This window comes from Aquimarina besae, assembly GCF_042434905.1.
Classification (GTDB): domain Bacteria; phylum Bacteroidota; class Bacteroidia; order Flavobacteriales; family Flavobacteriaceae; genus Aquimarina.
The window spans coordinates 1938452-1954532 of record NZ_CP170199.1 but is presented as its reverse complement, the minus strand read 5'-3'; the positions used below and the strand labels follow the sequence as shown (position 1 = coordinate 1954532).

The window sequence follows — 16081 nt, the reverse complement described above, 5'->3', positions numbered from 1 at the left end:
TTTTTTTATGATAAAAATCAGTTGTACTATCTAGTAATTAGATTAGATTGAATTAGCATAAACTCACTTGTATTAGGAAGATCAATAGCTCCTACAAGTTGATTGTTTCTGGTAACCGGAAAAAAGTCCTTCTTTTTTGTGTTGATCAACATAAAAACTTCTTTTAATTCTACAGTAATCTCTATAGAAGAAAATGATGTATCCATTACTTCCTTAACCTTAAGGTTTTTATTGTTGGAGTTATTTAAAATATCTTTGTGGTGCAGAATCCCTAATATATTCTCTTGCTCTACCACCACAAAATTTCTTTCGGTACTCTTAAGCAATATTTCGATAACATCCTCTATAGTATCCTCAGGACTCAAAACAGTGATATTTGTTAACATGGCTTCTTCTACTTTATGCCCTTTGATAAGGGCAAGTTGCTGTACCATTTTATTCTCGGCATTGGCACCAAAATAGATAAACAATGCAATAAGTATTAAGAATGGATTATAAAATACTCCAATAATTAAGAATATAAAGGCAATGACCTCTCCCAATCCTGCAGCTATATTAGTGGCTCTAACCCTACTTATTCTCATAGACAGCAGTGCCCGAAATACTCGCCCGCCATCCATTGGAAATGCAGGAATAAAATTAAATAGTGCCAAAATGATATTTACAGAAAATAAATACAAAACAATATTCTGCAAGGTCACACGGTCTAGCGAAGTTTCTAAGCTGCTAGCATCGTGACCAGTAAATAGTTGAATCGGAACAAAAAAAGCTAACAGGAGAGCAATTACAACATTTACGGCAGGACCTGCTAGCGCAATCAATAATTCTTCTTTAGGGTTTTCTGGTATAGTCTCCATTGATGCTACTCCTCCGATCGGAAGCAGGGTAATCTTTTTGGTATCTACCCCAAATTTTCTAGCCGTTAAAATATGACCAAATTCGTGTAGTACTACACATACGAATACCAAAAGAATAAAAAAAATGCTCATCATCACGTTTTGAAAATCTCCTCCACTTTTGAGCTCTAAGAATGTAACCCAAACGATAATTAATAAAAAGGTCCAGTGTACTTTTATTGCTACGTTAAACACGCGACCTAAATTGAGTGATCCTTTCATAATTCATAATTTTTGGTTAAAGTATCTAAACAAGGGTTAATAAGAAATGACAGATATCATCATTATAGGTTTTTTAGCCTATATTTGTTATGCAATTATTATCGGTCAACCTCAACAATTTTCTGAGCCGAAATAGTACTAAAACTGAAAAATCAAACGTAAGCCATATTGTAAATCCTATGTTGCAGACCAGCGAAAACACATTTGATATTCTTGCTGAAGCTATCTCGGAGGGTGTTATCATTGTCGATGAAAATCAAACAATCGTAGCAACCAATACTGCTGCAGAGGAGATGTTTAATTACAATAAAGGAGAGCTCAAAGACCAACCTCTTAACATTTTAATTCCTCAAGAATACCGCGGTAGTCATGGAGGGCATTTCAAAAGTTTTTTACATAAAAGCGAAAAACGAAAGATGGGAAGAGGCCGTGATATATATGGAGTTCGTAAATGCGGGAGTTCTTTTCCGGTTGAGGCAGGCTTAAGCCCTTTTGAAATCTATGGAAAAAGATTTGTTATGGCCCTAGTAATGGATATTACTATCCGTAAAAAAGCCGAACAGCAATTAAAACATTGGGCAACTATATTTGATGAGTCATTAAACGAAATATTCATATTTGACGCGGAATCTCTAAAATTTGTAGATGTAAATCGAGGAGCACAAAAAAATATAGGATATTCGTTGGAAGAGCTTAGAGAAATTACTCCTATTGATATTAAACCCAATTTTAATAAGCCAAAGTTTCTGGAGCTTATTGAACCATTACTTCAAAAAATTGAAGAAAAACTTCAATTTGAAACGGTACATCAGCGAAAAGATGGGACTACTTATCCTGTAGAGGTACATTTACAGCTATCCACCTTAGGAGATCAATCTGTTTTTGTAGCAATCATCTTAGATATAACAGAAAGAAAACAATACACTGAAAATCTTGAAAAAACCGTTAAAAAAAGAACACAACAACTTAGCGAAGCTTTAGCCAAAGAAAAAGATCTGAACGAATTGAAAACTAAATTTCTGTCTTTGGTTTCTCATGAGTTTAAAACACCATTAAGTGGAATTCTAACTTCTACAACGCTCATTGGAAAATATAAAGAAACCGAGCAACAAGAAAAAAGAGACAAACATCTTACTACTATCAAAAACAAAGTAAAATATCTAGATAACATCCTAAACGATTTCTTATCTGTAGAACGTCTGGAAAGCGGAAAAGTAAAATATAAGTTTACCACATTCCCCTTGAGTAAAGTGGTCAATGAGGTTATCTATGATGCCAACATGTTGTTAAAAGATGGACAAAGAATAAAATATCCACAGGATATTGATGAATATATCATTGATTTTGATGAAAAAATTTTGGAATTAGTATTGACCAATCTTATCCGCAATGCAGTCAAATACTCAGGAGAGCATACCGAAATTGATCTTCAGGTAATTTTTGAAAACGATTTACTTATATTTCACGTTATTGATCAAGGAATAGGAATCCCAGAAAAAGAGCAACAATTCATCTTTAATCGATACTTTAGAGCAGAAAACGCCTTATTAGATCAAGGTACCGGAATCGGATTGAACATCGTGAAAAGTCATTTGGAAAATCTAGGGGGTAGTATTACTTTTACAAGTAAAGAAAATCAAGGTTCAACCTTTACAGTAAAAATACCTGCAGCAAAGCAATCATAACCAATGATGAAATAAGCCATAGAAATTTATGTTGATACTCATCGATATAATTCATCTGGCGATTCCATCCTTGCGCTGAGCTAAGTCGAAGTGTGACAGATAAAAAGCAATAAATATAGACAGATGAAAACCATTCTATTAATAGAGGACGATACCGCGCTTAGAGAAAATACAGCAGAGCTTTTGGAGTTGTCTAATTATAAAGTGATTACATCACCAAACGGAAAAATAGGTATTACCAAGGCAAAAGAAGAAAAACCAGATATTATTGTATGTGATATTATGATGCCAGAAGTTGATGGCTATGGAGTTTTGGAGGCATTATCACACGATGCTAATACCAATCAAATTCCTTTTATTTTCTTATCTGCTAAAACAGAACACAAAGAGATACGCAAAGGAATGGACCTAGGTGCAGATGATTATCTAACTAAGCCTTTTGAAGAAGATGAATTACTAAGTGCTATAGAAAGTCGTTTGGCAAAAGCCCAGATCATTTCTAAAATTTTAAAGGAACAAATTCCTGCTCCAAAAGAAGATTCAGAAGATGGTCTTAGAAGCTTACACGAGCTCAAAAATTTTTTTGATGATCACGGCGATATTGTAGAATTCAAAAAGGGTGAATCTATTTTTAAAGAAGGGGATCATTCTAATAAAATCTACTTGATCCTAAAAGGAGTTGTAAAAACACACAAAATGGATGAAAATGGTAAAGAACTTATAACAGCCCTCTTCAAAGAAGATGATTTCTTAGGTTTCACTTCATTTATAGATAACACACCCTATCAAGAATCTGCCACTGCTGTAGAGGACACAGAGTTAGCCGGTGTATCCAAAACTGATTTAAAGGATATACTAGAAAAAAGTAAGAATATTTCTTTAGAGCTTATGGAATTATTAAGTGATAATCTTTCTGAAATAAAAGAACAATTATTACAGATGGCTTATAGCTCTGTACGGAAGAAAACTGCGCAAACTATCCTTCAATTTGCACAGGTTCTCAATAAAAAACCGGAAGATAGCATCAAAATATCCAGAAACGATCTAGCTAGTGTTGCGGGTATCGCTACCGAAAGTTTAATAAGAACGTTATCAAGTTTTAAAAAAGATGGCCTTATCGAAATCGAAGGTCGAAATATCAAGATTTTAGATCTTAGCGGACTTCAGCTCGTAGAATAAAATTTATCCAAACTGATTTTTGTCATACTTTTCATAAATACATCCTAATACATTTGTTGCATTAGAAAGTATTAACAATGAAGAATATCCTTATTCCGACGGATTTTTCGGAAAACTCATGGAATGCAATTACGTATGCCTTGTCTTTTTTTAAAAAGGTAAATTGCAATTTTCATTTGTTGCATGTTTCTCCTTACCAAGAAGTGATTGGGAATGAAACTCTTTTTGAATCTGAAGATCAAGTTGTAGAAAAAGTGACTCGTAGCGATAAAGAACAAATGCAATTGCTACTCAGAAAAATTCAAAAATTACCCTTAAATACCAAACACCGTTTCTTTACGGTTAATGAGCATATTTTTTTTGTTGATACAATCAGAAAACAGGTTGAAGAAAAGCAGATCGACTATATTGTAATGGGTACCAAAGGTGCTTCAGGATTGAAAGAAAAAACTATTGGCAGCAATACAAGTGATGTGATTACCAAAGTTAAATGTCCGGTACTTGTAATACCTGAAAAAGCAAAATACAATAGAATCAATGAGGTTGCTTTTCCTACTGACTATAATATTTTTTACAGGAACAGGGTATTAAATACTATTACCGAAATTCTGGATTTAAATCACGCAGCACTAAGAGTGCTTCATATATCTAAAAAAGAGAAGGAACTCAGTGATTTACAAAAAAAGAACAAGGACTTTCTTAATGATTACTTAGGTGAAAGCACAGAACATAGTTTTCACTTCTTATCCAATCCTAATATTGAACAGGCGGTACAATGTTTTGTAGAAAGCAGAAATATTGGTATGATTACCATGGTCGCCAAAAACCTTAACTTTTTTCAACGAATTTTATTTCATCCAACAGTAGAAAAGATAAGTTATCATATCAGCATCCCTTTTTTAGTACTACACGAATAGAAAAATCCAAAAAAAATCAATTATATGCATGCTAATTTAGTAGACAAATATAATGTACCGGGTCCTAGGTACACAAGTTATCCAACAGTACCTTATTGGGATAATGATAGATTTTCATTAAAAAGTTGGACACAATCAGTACAAAAATCATTTATTCAGAGTAATGATTTAGATGGAATAAGTTTATACATTCATTTACCTTTTTGCGAAAGCATGTGTACTTTTTGTGGGTGTAATAAACGTATAACCAAAAGACATAACGTAGAAATACCATATATCAATGCTCTCTTAAAAGAATGGGAGTTATATGCTAATCTGTTCGAGACTAAACCAAAGATTAAAGAATTGCATTTAGGTGGAGGAACACCTACGTTCTTTTCGCCTGAAAATTTAGAATACCTAATTAAAGGATTATTTTCATCAGCTAAATCAGCTTCAGCGTGCGAGTTTAGTTTTGAGGGGCATCCAAATAATACGACCAGAGAGCACCTACAGGCCCTATATGATGTTGGATTTAGAAGAGTAAGTTTTGGTGTACAGGATTATAATGAAACTGTTCAGAAAGCCATTCATCGTGTACAACCATTCGAGAATGTTAAATATGTTACCGAAACTGCAAGAGATATAGGCTATACTTCAATCGGACATGATATTATCTATGGATTACCCTTTCAAACCGAAGAAGCTGTAAGCCAAACCATTCGAAAGACTAAAACGTTATTACCCGATCGATTAGCTTTTTACAGCTATGCCCACGTTCCCTGGCAAAAAGGAAACGGTCAACGTGGATTTAATGAAATGGATCTTCCCACTGGAGCACAAAAACGAAAACAATACGAAATTGGTAAGGAACTATTATCAAAAGTTGGATATGAAGAAATTGGCATGGATCATTTTGCCTTAAAAAGTGATTCGTTATATAAATCTATGACAAACAATAGTTTACACCGTAATTTTATGGGCTATACTGTTTCTAAAACTAAAATGATGATAGGGTTGGGTGTATCGTCTATAAGCGATAGCTGGTATGGTTTTGCTCAAAATGTAAAAGGAATAGAAGAATATCAAAATTTAGTTGATCAAGGAATCATCCCTGTATACAGAGGACATATACTCACCAAAGAAGATGAGATTATAAGACAACATATCCTAAATCTTATGTGCCATTTTGAAACAGATTGGAGTGTTAACCTGCTTCATTTTGATGAATTAGCGGATGTATCTGCGCGTTTACGAGAAATGGAAAATGATGGTTTGGTAGAGATTACGAATCACGATATAAAAGTGACAAAAAAAGGTCGGCCATTTGTGCGTAATATTTGTATGGCTTTTGATTTAAGATTACAACGCAAAAAACCAGAAACTCAGTTATTCTCTATGACTGTTTAGCTTGTTCATTTAGCTATAAAATTGTTGGTATGTAACCAATGTTACTGTAATCCATATTTAGTGAAGTTATCTTTATATATCAAAATTACAGTACCATGAAAACACATTATCAAATACTTATTATAGGCGGCGGTACCGGTGGTATTATGACTGCTACACAGCTCATAAAAAAAGATAAAAACCTGGATATTGGACTTATAGAACCCGCTAATACCCATTATTATCAACCTGCGTGGACATTAGTTGGAGCAGGCACCTATGATTTTGACAAAACGGCTAAACCTATGAGTAAGGTCATGCCTAAAGATGCCATTTGGATTAAGGATTATGCAGTAGGTTTTGATCCTGAAAACAATTTGGTTTCAACAAAATCAAGTGGAAATATAACGTACGACTATTTAGTAATTTCTCCTGGACTCGTCATAGACACCTCTCTTATTGAAGGGTTGCAAGAAGCATTGGATAAAGGCATTGTTTGTAGTAACTATACAGATCCAAAACATACCTGGCAGGTCATTAAAAATTTTAAAGGAGGCAACGCAGTATTCACACAACCTACTACTCCGATAAAATGTGGAGGAGCACCACAGAAAACTGCCTATTTGGCCGCAGATTACTTTAGAAAACAAGGATTATCAAACAAAACAAATGTCGTTTTTGCTACACCAGGTTCAGTAATTTTTGGGGTGAAACCCATTCGAGAAACTCTGATGAAAGTGATTCATAGATATGGGATACATTTTAAACCTTTCTATGCACCCTTTAAGATTGATCCTGATAAACAGCTTATATATTTCAAATATACAGCACCCGACAATAAACGATCAGAAATTAGCCCCGGAAACATACTATCCGAAACTATAATAGATGATACTGTTATCGAAATGCCATTCGACATGCTCCATTTGGCTCCTCCGCAAACTGCACCAAAATTTATTAAAGAATCTGTTTTGGTCAATGAACAAGGTTGGCTGGATGTGGACCACCACTCTCTTCAGCATGTCAAATACAAAAATATTTTTGGTGTTGGTGATGTTACTGCATTACCTACGGCAAAAACCGGAGCTGCCATAAGAAAGCAAGTACCAGTTGTCGTCGACAATATTTTATTATTAATAAATCACAAAAAGGCTACCAACACATCTTATAATGGTTATTCTTCTTGTCCGTTAGTAACCGGATACGGTAAAATGGTATTAGGAGAATTTGATTATGATAATAACTTTACTCCGGACCCTAAACTAAAACAATTATTAATTTTTGATAGCTCTAAAGAACATTGGAGATTGTGGATTCTAAAAAAATATATGCTACCCTATCTCTATTGGAACAAAATGATGAAGGGAAAAAATGTGTAATTCTCATAAGATCTAATAAACTTTAAAACTATAATCAAACAAACCTGAAACATTTGCTTTTCCGAAATATTTTAATATCTCACGAGAAAGCAAATGTTTCAGGTTTTAGTAATTCTCTAAAATGCAATAGTTTTTATTGAATCATCACATTGATATCCACCAAATGTTTGCCTTCAGGATGCGTATTCGGTTCATTTTTATAAGACTCGTACATCATTGCAGAAGGCACCAGGTTTTTACTCTTTATAAATTCAAAAACTTCATTCCAGGCATTCCCATATTCGCTAGGTAGAATTTCAAAAGAACCTACAACATAAGATCCTTCGGGTATTTCCATAATTTGAATGTCACCATCGGCTTTGGTATGTTCAGGAACTGTAAAACCTACATATATTCTTTGTTCGCTTTCAGGTACGGCACTAGAATCATCAGGATAAACAGTTATAGCTCCTATATCCGAAGTATGCATTACATCTTTTGATTGCATCCATTCCATTACAGAAGTAAATAATTTACCAAAAAGCTGGGTATTGCCCTGATAGGGACCTTTGTGTTCAATAAATGCTAACTTCTTTTTAGGAAGTTTTTCTATGCTGATATTTGATATGGTAATAGACATAACGATTTATTTTAGATTAAAAGTAGACTTAATTTAATTCAATAAAAGACAATAAGCTATGACTTTGATCATTCTTGTTTGAAAATTGAGAATCTGTTTTTTTTATAGAATTTATTCCATACTATTTTGTGTTTTCAGTATTTTTCAAAAATGATATACGTCATAACAAATGATCTAATTTCATACTAAATTGTAGTAAATTTAAATCTTAAGATCATGAGAAAGCTAGTATTATTTTTCGGATTATTAACCATAGGAACTTCAACTCTAACCGCACAAAACCTAAACCCAGAACAAACTGTTTTGATGTATGTTGACGGTGATATGCTGGTAGTAGTTGATAAGGCAGTCACACCTTTACAAGAAACCATAATTTTGGACGATTGTACCGTTCTAAATCCGGACGGAACATTTCAGGCTATGGATGGATATCAATCTCGTTTAAAAGAAGGTGAAATTATGGATATGTATGGTATCGAATATCGTAATGAATATCAATACCGATATAAGACTAAAAAAGAAAACAAAGGTCTTAATGAAGCACAACTTGAAATGAGATATCAAAAAAAGCTACATTATATAAAGCTATCGGGGAAAGTATACCAAGTTATTAATGAATCTCAAAAACGATTACGTAAAAATCTCAATTTAAGCAATGGAATCGTTATTGATCCTTACGGTATTTATAAAGAATCAGGAAAAGAACAAGTACGACTAAGAGATGGAGAATGTCTTACTCTAAATGGAATACAATACGAAAACAGTTATGAGCAAAGAAAAGATTTGGTTAAAAATATCAAGAAACCAGACACAGAAGTTCAATAAAATGATATTGTTACAAATACTATCACATTGATTTCTATGACAAAACCAAATTGTTTTGATATACAGTTTGGTTTTGTCATAGAAATCAAAATGACAAAAAATATTACTCTTTCTAGGTCTAATTTTTTATTGATGACATTCGAAGTTAGTGGATACCGTTTCTGTAGACTGTTTAGGAGAAACATACGGAATCCCTAGGCCCATTCCTCGCATAATAAATAATATCCCCATCATTACCACAAAAACCGGAATTGTTTTTTGAATATATTTTCGAATCCACTTCCCTTTCAACAAATTTCTTGCATAAACCACAACCGTCATTAGTGGTATGGTACCCAATCCAAAAAGTACTACATACATACTACTTTCTATAACATCGCCTATAGCGACAGCGGCAAAAACTGCCATATATACCAACCCACAGGGTAAAAACCCATTTAAAAAACCAATCGTTAAAAAGGTATCAGGAGTTTTCTTTTTAAGTTCTTTTCCTAATGCACTCTTAACTTTTGATATAATTTTATAAACAGGTTTGGAGAAGTTGTACTTCATAAGTACCGGTGAAGGAATCAAAACGAATAGAATCATTACAATTCCGATTCCAATTGACAGTCCTTGCTGCATTCCGAAAATATTCATGCTTTTTCCTACAATACCAAAAAAGAAACCAATCATACTATAGGCTAGCAATCTACCTAAATGATATAGAGAGATTTGAAAAATTTTCTTTATACCATTCTTTTGATCCAGCGGTAACATAAAAGCAATAGGGCCGCACATTCCTATACAATGAAAACTTCCTAAAATACCTAATATGAATGCGGAAAATAACATTTAATAAGTAAATGATTCTTTAAATAAATAAGAAGTGTTCTCATACTCCCAATTTACCGTAATATTCCATCGCCCTTCTATCAATTGATTTTTGGAAACCAATATTTCAGAACTCTGTAACGTTATTGGAATTTTGAAATCCAACTTTTTATTAGACGGACGATATAAAGAAATGGTTCCGGATAATTTTGTATAGTTTTTGTCTTTTGGAAAGGTAACCAGTAATCCCTCTACAATCCTTTTAATTTTTACATTACTTTCTAATGCATTTCCATTTTCTTCGGCATTGATTTCTTGTTGAAAAGCTAATTCCTGTTTGTAGTAATCTTCTGTTACCAAATCGTGTTCGAACTTTTTTTCTGTATTCATTCGTACAACAAAGTATAGAATGAAACTTATAAATCCTATAAATACCAGTACAATAGCAGTACCCCAGTTTATTTTCATCTTTTATATATTTTGATTATAAAACAGGACTTAGGAATCGAGATTTTAACAAATCTCTTTTCCCGTTAACCCCTTATAGTTTGTCCTGTTTACTATGTTTATTCTCAGTTTTATTCTTTTGGATTCCAGCCTACACTTCGACAAGCTCAGTGTGACACGCTGGAATCCATTAATTGTCTTTATTATTTTCATTTCAATCGAGCAAACTCATAACTTAACTTCATCAACCCTCTATGTCTGCTTTGGCGGACATCTCTCCCAAAGGGAAAGAAGCTGAAATTATTCTTTGATTATAAATTTTAACTTGAGTTTTATAATCCTCAGCTAACAACTACCTATAGCTTCTTGGTCCAAGAAAAGTAGTAGTTGTTGTTTCTACCAGTTTTTCATTAGAGTATACACCTATTTTCACTTTATCTTTATCACCACTTAAAGCAGATTCACTGATTTCTATAAATAATGTTCCTTCTGCCAGCCCCTGTTTAGGTAATATAAAGTTTTTATGAGTTACGAGTTCAATAGTTCCTTTATGAGATAATAATTCAAAATGGACATTTTCGATCTCCTCAATAGTTTTATTGACTAGCTTATAAGTATACACATTACTAATCATATTATTATCTTTCCTTTCATACAACTGCCCTGGTAGTCTTAAAATATTAGCTTCGATATCATTCCTTAAAAAAGACATTCCTAAAAAAACACCTATTAATATTACCAACACTGCCGTATATCCTTTGAGACGTGGAGTAAACTTAAATTTCTCTTTTTTTGCTATATTATCCTCACTGGCATAACGAATTAATCCTTTTGGTAAGTTTACGCTTTCCATTATATGATCACAAGCATCAATACAAGCTGTACAGTTAACACATTCGAGTTGCGTGCCATTGCGAATATCAATTCCCGTAGGACACACATGTACACATTGAAAACAATCTATACAATCTCCTTTTCCAGTAGTAGGTCTATCTTCATTTTTCTTAAACTTTGCGCGGCCAGCTTCTTTTTCGCCACGTTTATAATCGTATGCAACAACGATGGATTTGGCATCCAATAAAACTCCTTGTAATCGACCATATGGACAGGCAATGACACAGACCTGTTCTCTAAACCAGGCAAATACAAAATAAAAGACTCCTGTAAATATGAGCAACGAGATTAATGTGCTCACATGCTTAAAAGGACCGTCTATAAAAATGTACTGAATCAGGGTATCGCTTCCGATCAGATACGCCAAAAACACATTGGCAATCAAAAATGAAATAATAAAAAACACAAACCACTTGAGAGTACGTTTTTTAATTTTATCCGCATTCCAAGGTTGCTTATCTAATCGTATTTGCTTACCTCTATCACCTTCTATCCAATATTCTATCCTACGAAAAACCATTTCCATAAAAATGGTCTGCGGACATATCCAACCACAGAATAACCTACCAAATGCTACAGTAAACAAGATTACAAAAACCACACCTATAATCATAGAAATCACAAACAAATGAAAATCCTGCGGCCAAAAAGGCGCACCAAAAATATTGAAACGACGCTCCAACACATTGAATAACAGAAACTGATTTCCATTTATTTTGATAAACGGAGCAGAAAACAAAAAAAGAAGTAGTCCGTAGCTGACCCATTTACGGTACTCATAGAATTTCCCGTTAGGTTTTTTAGGATATACCCAAGCACGTTTCCCTTCTTCGTTTATCGTACCGATAGAATCTCTGAATGTTTCGTTTTGCGGTGCTTCCAATTTGGATTATTTTCTACGGTTTAATTTTATTATACTGTCAGTTCAAGCGCAGTAGAGAACTACTTATTCTACTAAGGACAAAACATCTCGACTCCGCTCGATGTGACAGCTGGTTTGTTTACTTAAAGGTGTTATCATATTTATTACAAGCAGATTATTCATTAACCACCACAGCAGTCGAATCTGTAACCGTTTCCGGAATTTCTTCTTTTGGAACATCTTCTTTTGGAGCATCTGGATCAATCCAAATCTCACCTTGTGCTTCTTTTGGTTCTGCCGGAGTTGTTCCACCAAGCGTGATCACATAACTTGCTACTTGGGCCATTTCGGCTGGCTTCAGAGTTTGTTTCCACGCTACCATTCCTTTTCCATCTCGACCTCCTTCAGAAATGGTACGGAATACATTTTTGATACCGCCACCTAAAATCCAATTTGGATCTGTTAGATTAGGTCCAATACCACCTCCTCCGTCTGCTTTATGGCAAGCCACACAATTAGTAGTAAAAATGACTTTCCCTGCGTTAATGTCTGAAGTTTCGGTCAGTAATACGACTGTGTTTACATCGACTAAATCTTTCGCGGTCTTTTTATATTCTTCTATTGCTACTAATGCTTCAGCTACTTCAGTTTCGTATTCTTCTGCTTGCGTATAATCATTAAACACATGAAAACGTGCTAGATATATCACGCCAAACACAATGGTTACATAGAAACCATATACCCACCAAGGCGGAAGATTATTGTCTAACTCTTTGATTCCATCATAATTGTGGTCCAAAATAATCTCACCTTCCTCTTCTACAGGTTTACTGTCCACTAATTTTAAATAGGTGTCTTTTACCCATCTAAATTGTTGTTCTTTTTTAGCATTATGTGCTAAGGTATAACGTTCCTGAGCTTCTGGTTTTAATGACTTAAACAATACGCTTCTCAACGCTTCTACACAAATTTCAATAGCGATCGAAAACAACAAAACGATTCCCAAAATTCCCCAGGCAAGTGGTTCTGTAACAAATGCTGATTCATCTCCCGAATCTACAGCCCATTCTATTAAAAAATATGCTATTAATAAAAGAATAATGACTCTTATATAGGATACTGTACTTCTCATAGTATTACTTCTTTTTCGTTTTCTGAATCAAGCGGAATCTCACTTACTTCTTTGATATGTTCTTTTTTTGCTGAAATTACCCACCAGAATAAGGCGGTAAAAAAGATGAAAAATATGAGTAGTGATATGATAGGATATACCTCTATACCTTCGATACTTTCCAAATGTCCTTTTATGAATTTAAACATGATTTTTTGCTTTAGTTTGAACTTGCGGTTTCATTTTTAACTTTGATATCCGTTCCTAATCTTTGTATATAGGCAATGAGGGCGATCACTTCTCGGTCTCTCATCTCTATGAAATCCAATCCATTTTCTTTTGCATATTTCTTATCAGCTTCATAGGTTTTTGCAAAATCCGGATCATCGTACAGGTTTTTCTCTATTTGCGTAGCTTGTTCGTCCATCCATTTTTGCGCTTTGGCTATTTCTTCCGGTGTATAAGGAACTCCGAGCGTTACCATAGCTTCCATCTTGGATTCTGTATCAGATCGATCTAATTCATTCTTAAGCAACCATTTATAACTAGGCATAATGGATCCTGATGAAGTACTCTGTGGATCATAGAAATGATTGAGATGCCAATTGTCAGAGTATTTTCCTCCAATTCTCATCAGGTCAGGACCTGTACGTTTACTTCCCCATAAAAACGGATGATCGTATACATACTCTCCTGCCTTAGAATATTCTCCGTAACGTTCTACCTCACTACGGAAAGGTCTGATCATCTGAGAGTGACAAGACACACAACTCTCTCTGATATAAAGATCTCTTCCTTCTAATTCTAGTGGTGTATATGGTTTTACACTGGTGATGGTTGGTATATTAGAATCTACCATCAATGTTGGTATAATTTGTACAGCACCACCAATTAGTATGGCTATCGTAGCAAAAATGGTTAATTTCACCGGTCTTCTTTCTAACCAAGTATGATATCCTTCTTTTGCTGTTCTATGTTTTGTTACTTTGGTTAATGGAGCAGCTTCTGCCAATTCATCTGTAACTGTGGCTCCGGCTTTTATGGTTTTAATTACGTTGTACAACATAATAAACATCCCAAAGATGAACATACTACCACCGATAGCACGCATCCAGTACATTGGGATAATTTCATTCACTGTTTCTAAGAAATTACCATATACTAAACTTCCATCAGGGTTAAATTGTTTCCACATAGAAGCTTGTACAAATCCTGCTACATACATTGGCAATGCATACATTATAATACCTAATGTACCGATCCAGAAATGTGCGTTTGCCAATCCTGTAGACCATAGTTTGGTTTTAAATAATTTCGGAATTAACCAATACGCCATTCCAAAGGTGAAGAAACCATTCCAGGCTAAAGCACCAACGTGTACGTGAGCAATTACCCAGTCACTAAAATGTGCAATCGCGTTTACATTTTTTAAAGAAAGCATAGGCCCTTCAAACGTAGCCATACCATATCCTGTAATAGCAACTACCATAAATTTAAGTACAGGGTCTGTACGCACTTTGTCCCAGGCGCCTCGCAATGTTAATAATCCATTGATCATACCGCCCCACGACGGTGCAATCAACATCACAGAAAAAGCAACTCCCAGATTTTGTGCCCAGTCCGGCAAAGCCGAATACAACAAGTGGTGTGGTCCTGCCCAGATATAAATGAATATTAGAGACCAAAAGTGAACAATCGACAATCGATAAGAATACACTGGTCTGTTTGCTGCTTTTGGAACAAAGTAATACATCAATCCTAAGAATGGCGTTGTAAGGAAGAATGCAACCGCATTATGTCCATACCACCATTGTACCAAAGCATCCTGAACACCCGCGTATACCGAATAACTTTTTAGCGCACTCACCGGTAATGCCAAACTATTAAAGATATGCAGCACAGCAACCGTTACTACTGTTGCCAGATAAAACCAAATGGCTACATACAGATGACGCTGTCTACGTTTTAGAATGGTACCAATCAGGTTCCAACCAAAAACTACCCAAATAAGCGCAATGGCAATATCAAAAGGCCATTCTAGCTCTGCATATTCTTTAGAACTTGTGTATCCCAGAGGCAGCGTAATGGCCGCTCCTACGATGATCAACTGCCAACACCAGAAATTAATGTTACTAAGCGTATCATTAAACATTCGTGTTTTTAGCAACCGCTGCGTAGAGTAATACACTCCTGCAAATATGGCATTACCTACAAAGGCGAAGATCACCGCATTGGTGTGCAATGGACGTAACCGTCCAAAACTCAACCACGAGATACCATCGGTAAGATTAGGGAATAAAAACATAAACGCCAGTAGCAATCCGACTGACATTCCTACAATACCCCAAAGCAAAGTGGCGTACAAGAATTTTTTTACGATTTTGTTATCGTAATAGAATTGTTCCATTTTCATATTATACTTGATTGTTTTTAGTGGGTACCGAAGATTTTTCTTTAGATTCTGTAACAAGCTCATCATCAAAAAGCATTCTGACTGATGGCGTGTATGTATCATCGTATTGACCATTCTTTACAGAGAGTATAAAAGCCACAAAAAAGACAATGGCTACAACGATACTGATAGTTAACAAAACATAAATAACACCCATATAGCATTTAATTATACGCCAAAAGTATGTGTGAACATTTTCTTAAAAAATGACATTTATCAGGTTTTGATATGCTTGTTTGTAGTAGGAATTGTCAGCGCTGGTCAGATCAATTATTATAATTTAAAAAAGGCACTAAAAAGGAGTACGAAAACAAGTCTTTTGCATTTGGGGAATTTTTGATTAGTTTAAATATTTTGGACTCTAGCCGTTGCATAAAACGTTTATTATACGTTTGAAGATTGTTAGCTTGGG

Annotated in this window: 15 protein-coding genes; 6 read left to right on the top strand and 9 right to left on the bottom strand. The window is 34.6% G+C overall.

Annotated features, from left to right (window positions below; translation table 11 throughout):
- Window positions 1-26: 26 nt before the first annotated feature.
- Window positions 27-1118: a site-2 protease family protein gene (locus tag ACE94K_RS08440; protein WP_378182758.1), complete on the bottom strand. Its 1092-nt coding sequence runs from the start codon at window positions 1116-1118 to the stop codon at window positions 27-29.
- 179 nt (window positions 1119-1297) lie between these two features.
- Here ACE94K_RS08440 and ACE94K_RS08435 point away from each other — a divergent pair, with 179 nt between their 5' ends.
- The 5 genes from ACE94K_RS08435 (at window position 1298) to ACE94K_RS08415 (ending at window position 7646) form a co-directional block, all read left to right on the top strand.
- On the top strand, window positions 1298-2803 hold the full coding sequence (locus ACE94K_RS08435; RefSeq protein ID WP_378184249.1) for a PAS domain S-box protein: 1506 nt from the start codon (window positions 1298-1300) through the stop codon (window positions 2801-2803).
- Window positions 2804-2926: 123 nt separating this feature from the next.
- Complete coding sequence (locus tag ACE94K_RS08430) at window positions 2927-3982, top strand: response regulator (protein WP_378182755.1); 1056 nt, start codon at window positions 2927-2929, stop codon at window positions 3980-3982.
- 77 nt (window positions 3983-4059) lie between these two features.
- Window positions 4060-4899, top strand: coding sequence for a universal stress protein (locus tag ACE94K_RS08425; protein WP_378182752.1), 840 nt, complete (start codon window positions 4060-4062; stop codon window positions 4897-4899).
- 24 nt (window positions 4900-4923) lie between these two features.
- Window positions 4924-6288, top strand: coding sequence for an oxygen-independent coproporphyrinogen III oxidase (hemN, locus tag ACE94K_RS08420; RefSeq protein ID WP_378182749.1), 1365 nt, complete (start codon window positions 4924-4926; stop codon window positions 6286-6288).
- A 95-nt stretch (window positions 6289-6383) separates the two neighbouring features.
- Window positions 6384-7646 (top strand): FAD/NAD(P)-binding oxidoreductase, encoded by a 1263-nt coding sequence (locus ACE94K_RS08415; protein WP_378182746.1) that lies wholly within the window; start codon window positions 6384-6386, stop codon window positions 7644-7646.
- Window positions 7647-7779: 133 nt separating this feature from the next.
- Here the strand turns inward: ACE94K_RS08415 and ACE94K_RS08410 are convergent, their stop codons facing one another.
- On the bottom strand, window positions 7780-8265 hold the full coding sequence (locus ACE94K_RS08410) for a GyrI-like domain-containing protein (protein WP_378182743.1): 486 nt from the start codon (window positions 8263-8265) through the stop codon (window positions 7780-7782).
- Between the two features lie 216 nt (window positions 8266-8481).
- On the opposite strand from ACE94K_RS08410, the gene ACE94K_RS08405 reads away from it, so the two are divergent.
- Window positions 8482-9090, top strand: a complete 609-nt coding sequence (locus ACE94K_RS08405) for a DUF6799 domain-containing protein (protein ID WP_378182740.1) — start codon at window positions 8482-8484, stop codon at window positions 9088-9090.
- 126 nt (window positions 9091-9216) lie between these two features.
- Here the strand turns inward: ACE94K_RS08405 and ACE94K_RS08400 are convergent, their stop codons facing one another.
- The 7 genes from ACE94K_RS08400 to ccoS all read right to left on the bottom strand — a co-directional run bounded on the left by ACE94K_RS08400 (window position 9217) and on the right by ccoS (window position 15826).
- Complete coding sequence (locus tag ACE94K_RS08400; RefSeq protein ID WP_378182737.1) at window positions 9217-9924, bottom strand: sulfite exporter TauE/SafE family protein; 708 nt, start codon at window positions 9922-9924, stop codon at window positions 9217-9219.
- On the bottom strand, window positions 9925-10371 hold the full coding sequence (locus ACE94K_RS08395; RefSeq protein WP_378182734.1) for a FixH family protein: 447 nt from the start codon (window positions 10369-10371) through the stop codon (window positions 9925-9927). It lies immediately after the preceding gene.
- 331 nt (window positions 10372-10702) lie between these two features.
- The gene (gene ccoG / locus ACE94K_RS08390; RefSeq protein ID WP_378182731.1) at window positions 10703-12127 is read right to left on the bottom strand and encodes a cytochrome c oxidase accessory protein CcoG; all 1425 of its coding nucleotides are present in this window, start codon (window positions 12125-12127) and stop codon (window positions 10703-10705) included.
- Window positions 12128-12281: 154 nt separating this feature from the next.
- The gene (locus ACE94K_RS08385) at window positions 12282-13238 is read right to left on the bottom strand and encodes a cbb3-type cytochrome c oxidase N-terminal domain-containing protein (RefSeq protein WP_378182728.1); all 957 of its coding nucleotides are present in this window, start codon (window positions 13236-13238) and stop codon (window positions 12282-12284) included.
- A complete protein-coding gene (locus ACE94K_RS08380) occupies window positions 13235-13426 on the bottom strand; it encodes a CcoQ/FixQ family Cbb3-type cytochrome c oxidase assembly chaperone (protein ID WP_378182725.1) in 192 nt (63 codons plus the stop codon). The genes ACE94K_RS08385 and ACE94K_RS08380 overlap by 4 nt, the downstream gene beginning before the upstream one ends.
- Window positions 13427-13437: 11 nt before the next feature.
- On the bottom strand, window positions 13438-15630 hold the full coding sequence (gene ccoN, locus ACE94K_RS08375) for a cytochrome-c oxidase, cbb3-type subunit I (RefSeq protein WP_378182722.1): 2193 nt from the start codon (window positions 15628-15630) through the stop codon (window positions 13438-13440).
- Window position 15631: 1 nt separating this feature from the next.
- Window positions 15632-15826 carry a cbb3-type cytochrome oxidase assembly protein CcoS gene (gene ccoS, locus ACE94K_RS08370; RefSeq protein ID WP_378182719.1) on the bottom strand — a complete coding sequence of 65 codons (195 nt, stop codon included), beginning with the start codon at window positions 15824-15826 and terminating at the stop codon, window positions 15632-15634.
- Window positions 15827-16081 lie beyond the last annotated feature (255 nt).

What these genes read in the sequence shown, in the direction of transcription:
- ACE94K_RS08405 (WP_378182740.1), top strand. Translation starts at nt 8,482, where the DNA reads ATGAGAAAGCTAGTATTATTTTTCGGATTATTAACCATAGGAACTTCA.
- ACE94K_RS08430 (WP_378182755.1), top strand. Translation starts at nt 2,927, where the DNA reads ATGAAAACCATTCTATTAATAGAGGACGATACCGCGCTTAGAGAAAAT.
- ACE94K_RS08400 (WP_378182737.1), bottom strand. Translation starts at nt 9,924, where the DNA reads ATGTTATTTTCCGCATTCATATTAGGTATTTTAGGAAGTTTTCATTGT.
- ACE94K_RS08440 (WP_378182758.1), bottom strand. Translation starts at nt 1,118, where the DNA reads ATGAAAGGATCACTCAATTTAGGTCGCGTGTTTAACGTAGCAATAAAA.
- ACE94K_RS08425 (WP_378182752.1), top strand. Translation starts at nt 4,060, where the DNA reads ATGAAGAATATCCTTATTCCGACGGATTTTTCGGAAAACTCATGGAAT.
- ACE94K_RS08395 (WP_378182734.1), bottom strand. Translation starts at nt 10,371, where the DNA reads ATGAAAATAAACTGGGGTACTGCTATTGTACTGGTATTTATAGGATTT.
- ACE94K_RS08435 (WP_378184249.1), top strand. Translation starts at nt 1,298, where the DNA reads ATGTTGCAGACCAGCGAAAACACATTTGATATTCTTGCTGAAGCTATC.
- ACE94K_RS08410 (WP_378182743.1), bottom strand. Translation starts at nt 8,265, where the DNA reads ATGTCTATTACCATATCAAATATCAGCATAGAAAAACTTCCTAAAAAG.
- ACE94K_RS08415 (WP_378182746.1), top strand. Translation starts at nt 6,384, where the DNA reads ATGAAAACACATTATCAAATACTTATTATAGGCGGCGGTACCGGTGGT.
- ccoS (WP_378182719.1), bottom strand. Translation starts at nt 15,826, where the DNA reads ATGGGTGTTATTTATGTTTTGTTAACTATCAGTATCGTTGTAGCCATT.
- ACE94K_RS08380 (WP_378182725.1), bottom strand. Translation starts at nt 13,426, where the DNA reads ATGTTTAAATTCATAAAAGGACATTTGGAAAGTATCGAAGGTATAGAG.
- ACE94K_RS08385 (WP_378182728.1), bottom strand. Translation starts at nt 13,238, where the DNA reads ATGAGAAGTACAGTATCCTATATAAGAGTCATTATTCTTTTATTAATA.
- ccoN (WP_378182722.1), bottom strand. Translation starts at nt 15,630, where the DNA reads ATGAAAATGGAACAATTCTATTACGATAACAAAATCGTAAAAAAATTC.
- hemN (WP_378182749.1), top strand. Translation starts at nt 4,924, where the DNA reads ATGCATGCTAATTTAGTAGACAAATATAATGTACCGGGTCCTAGGTAC.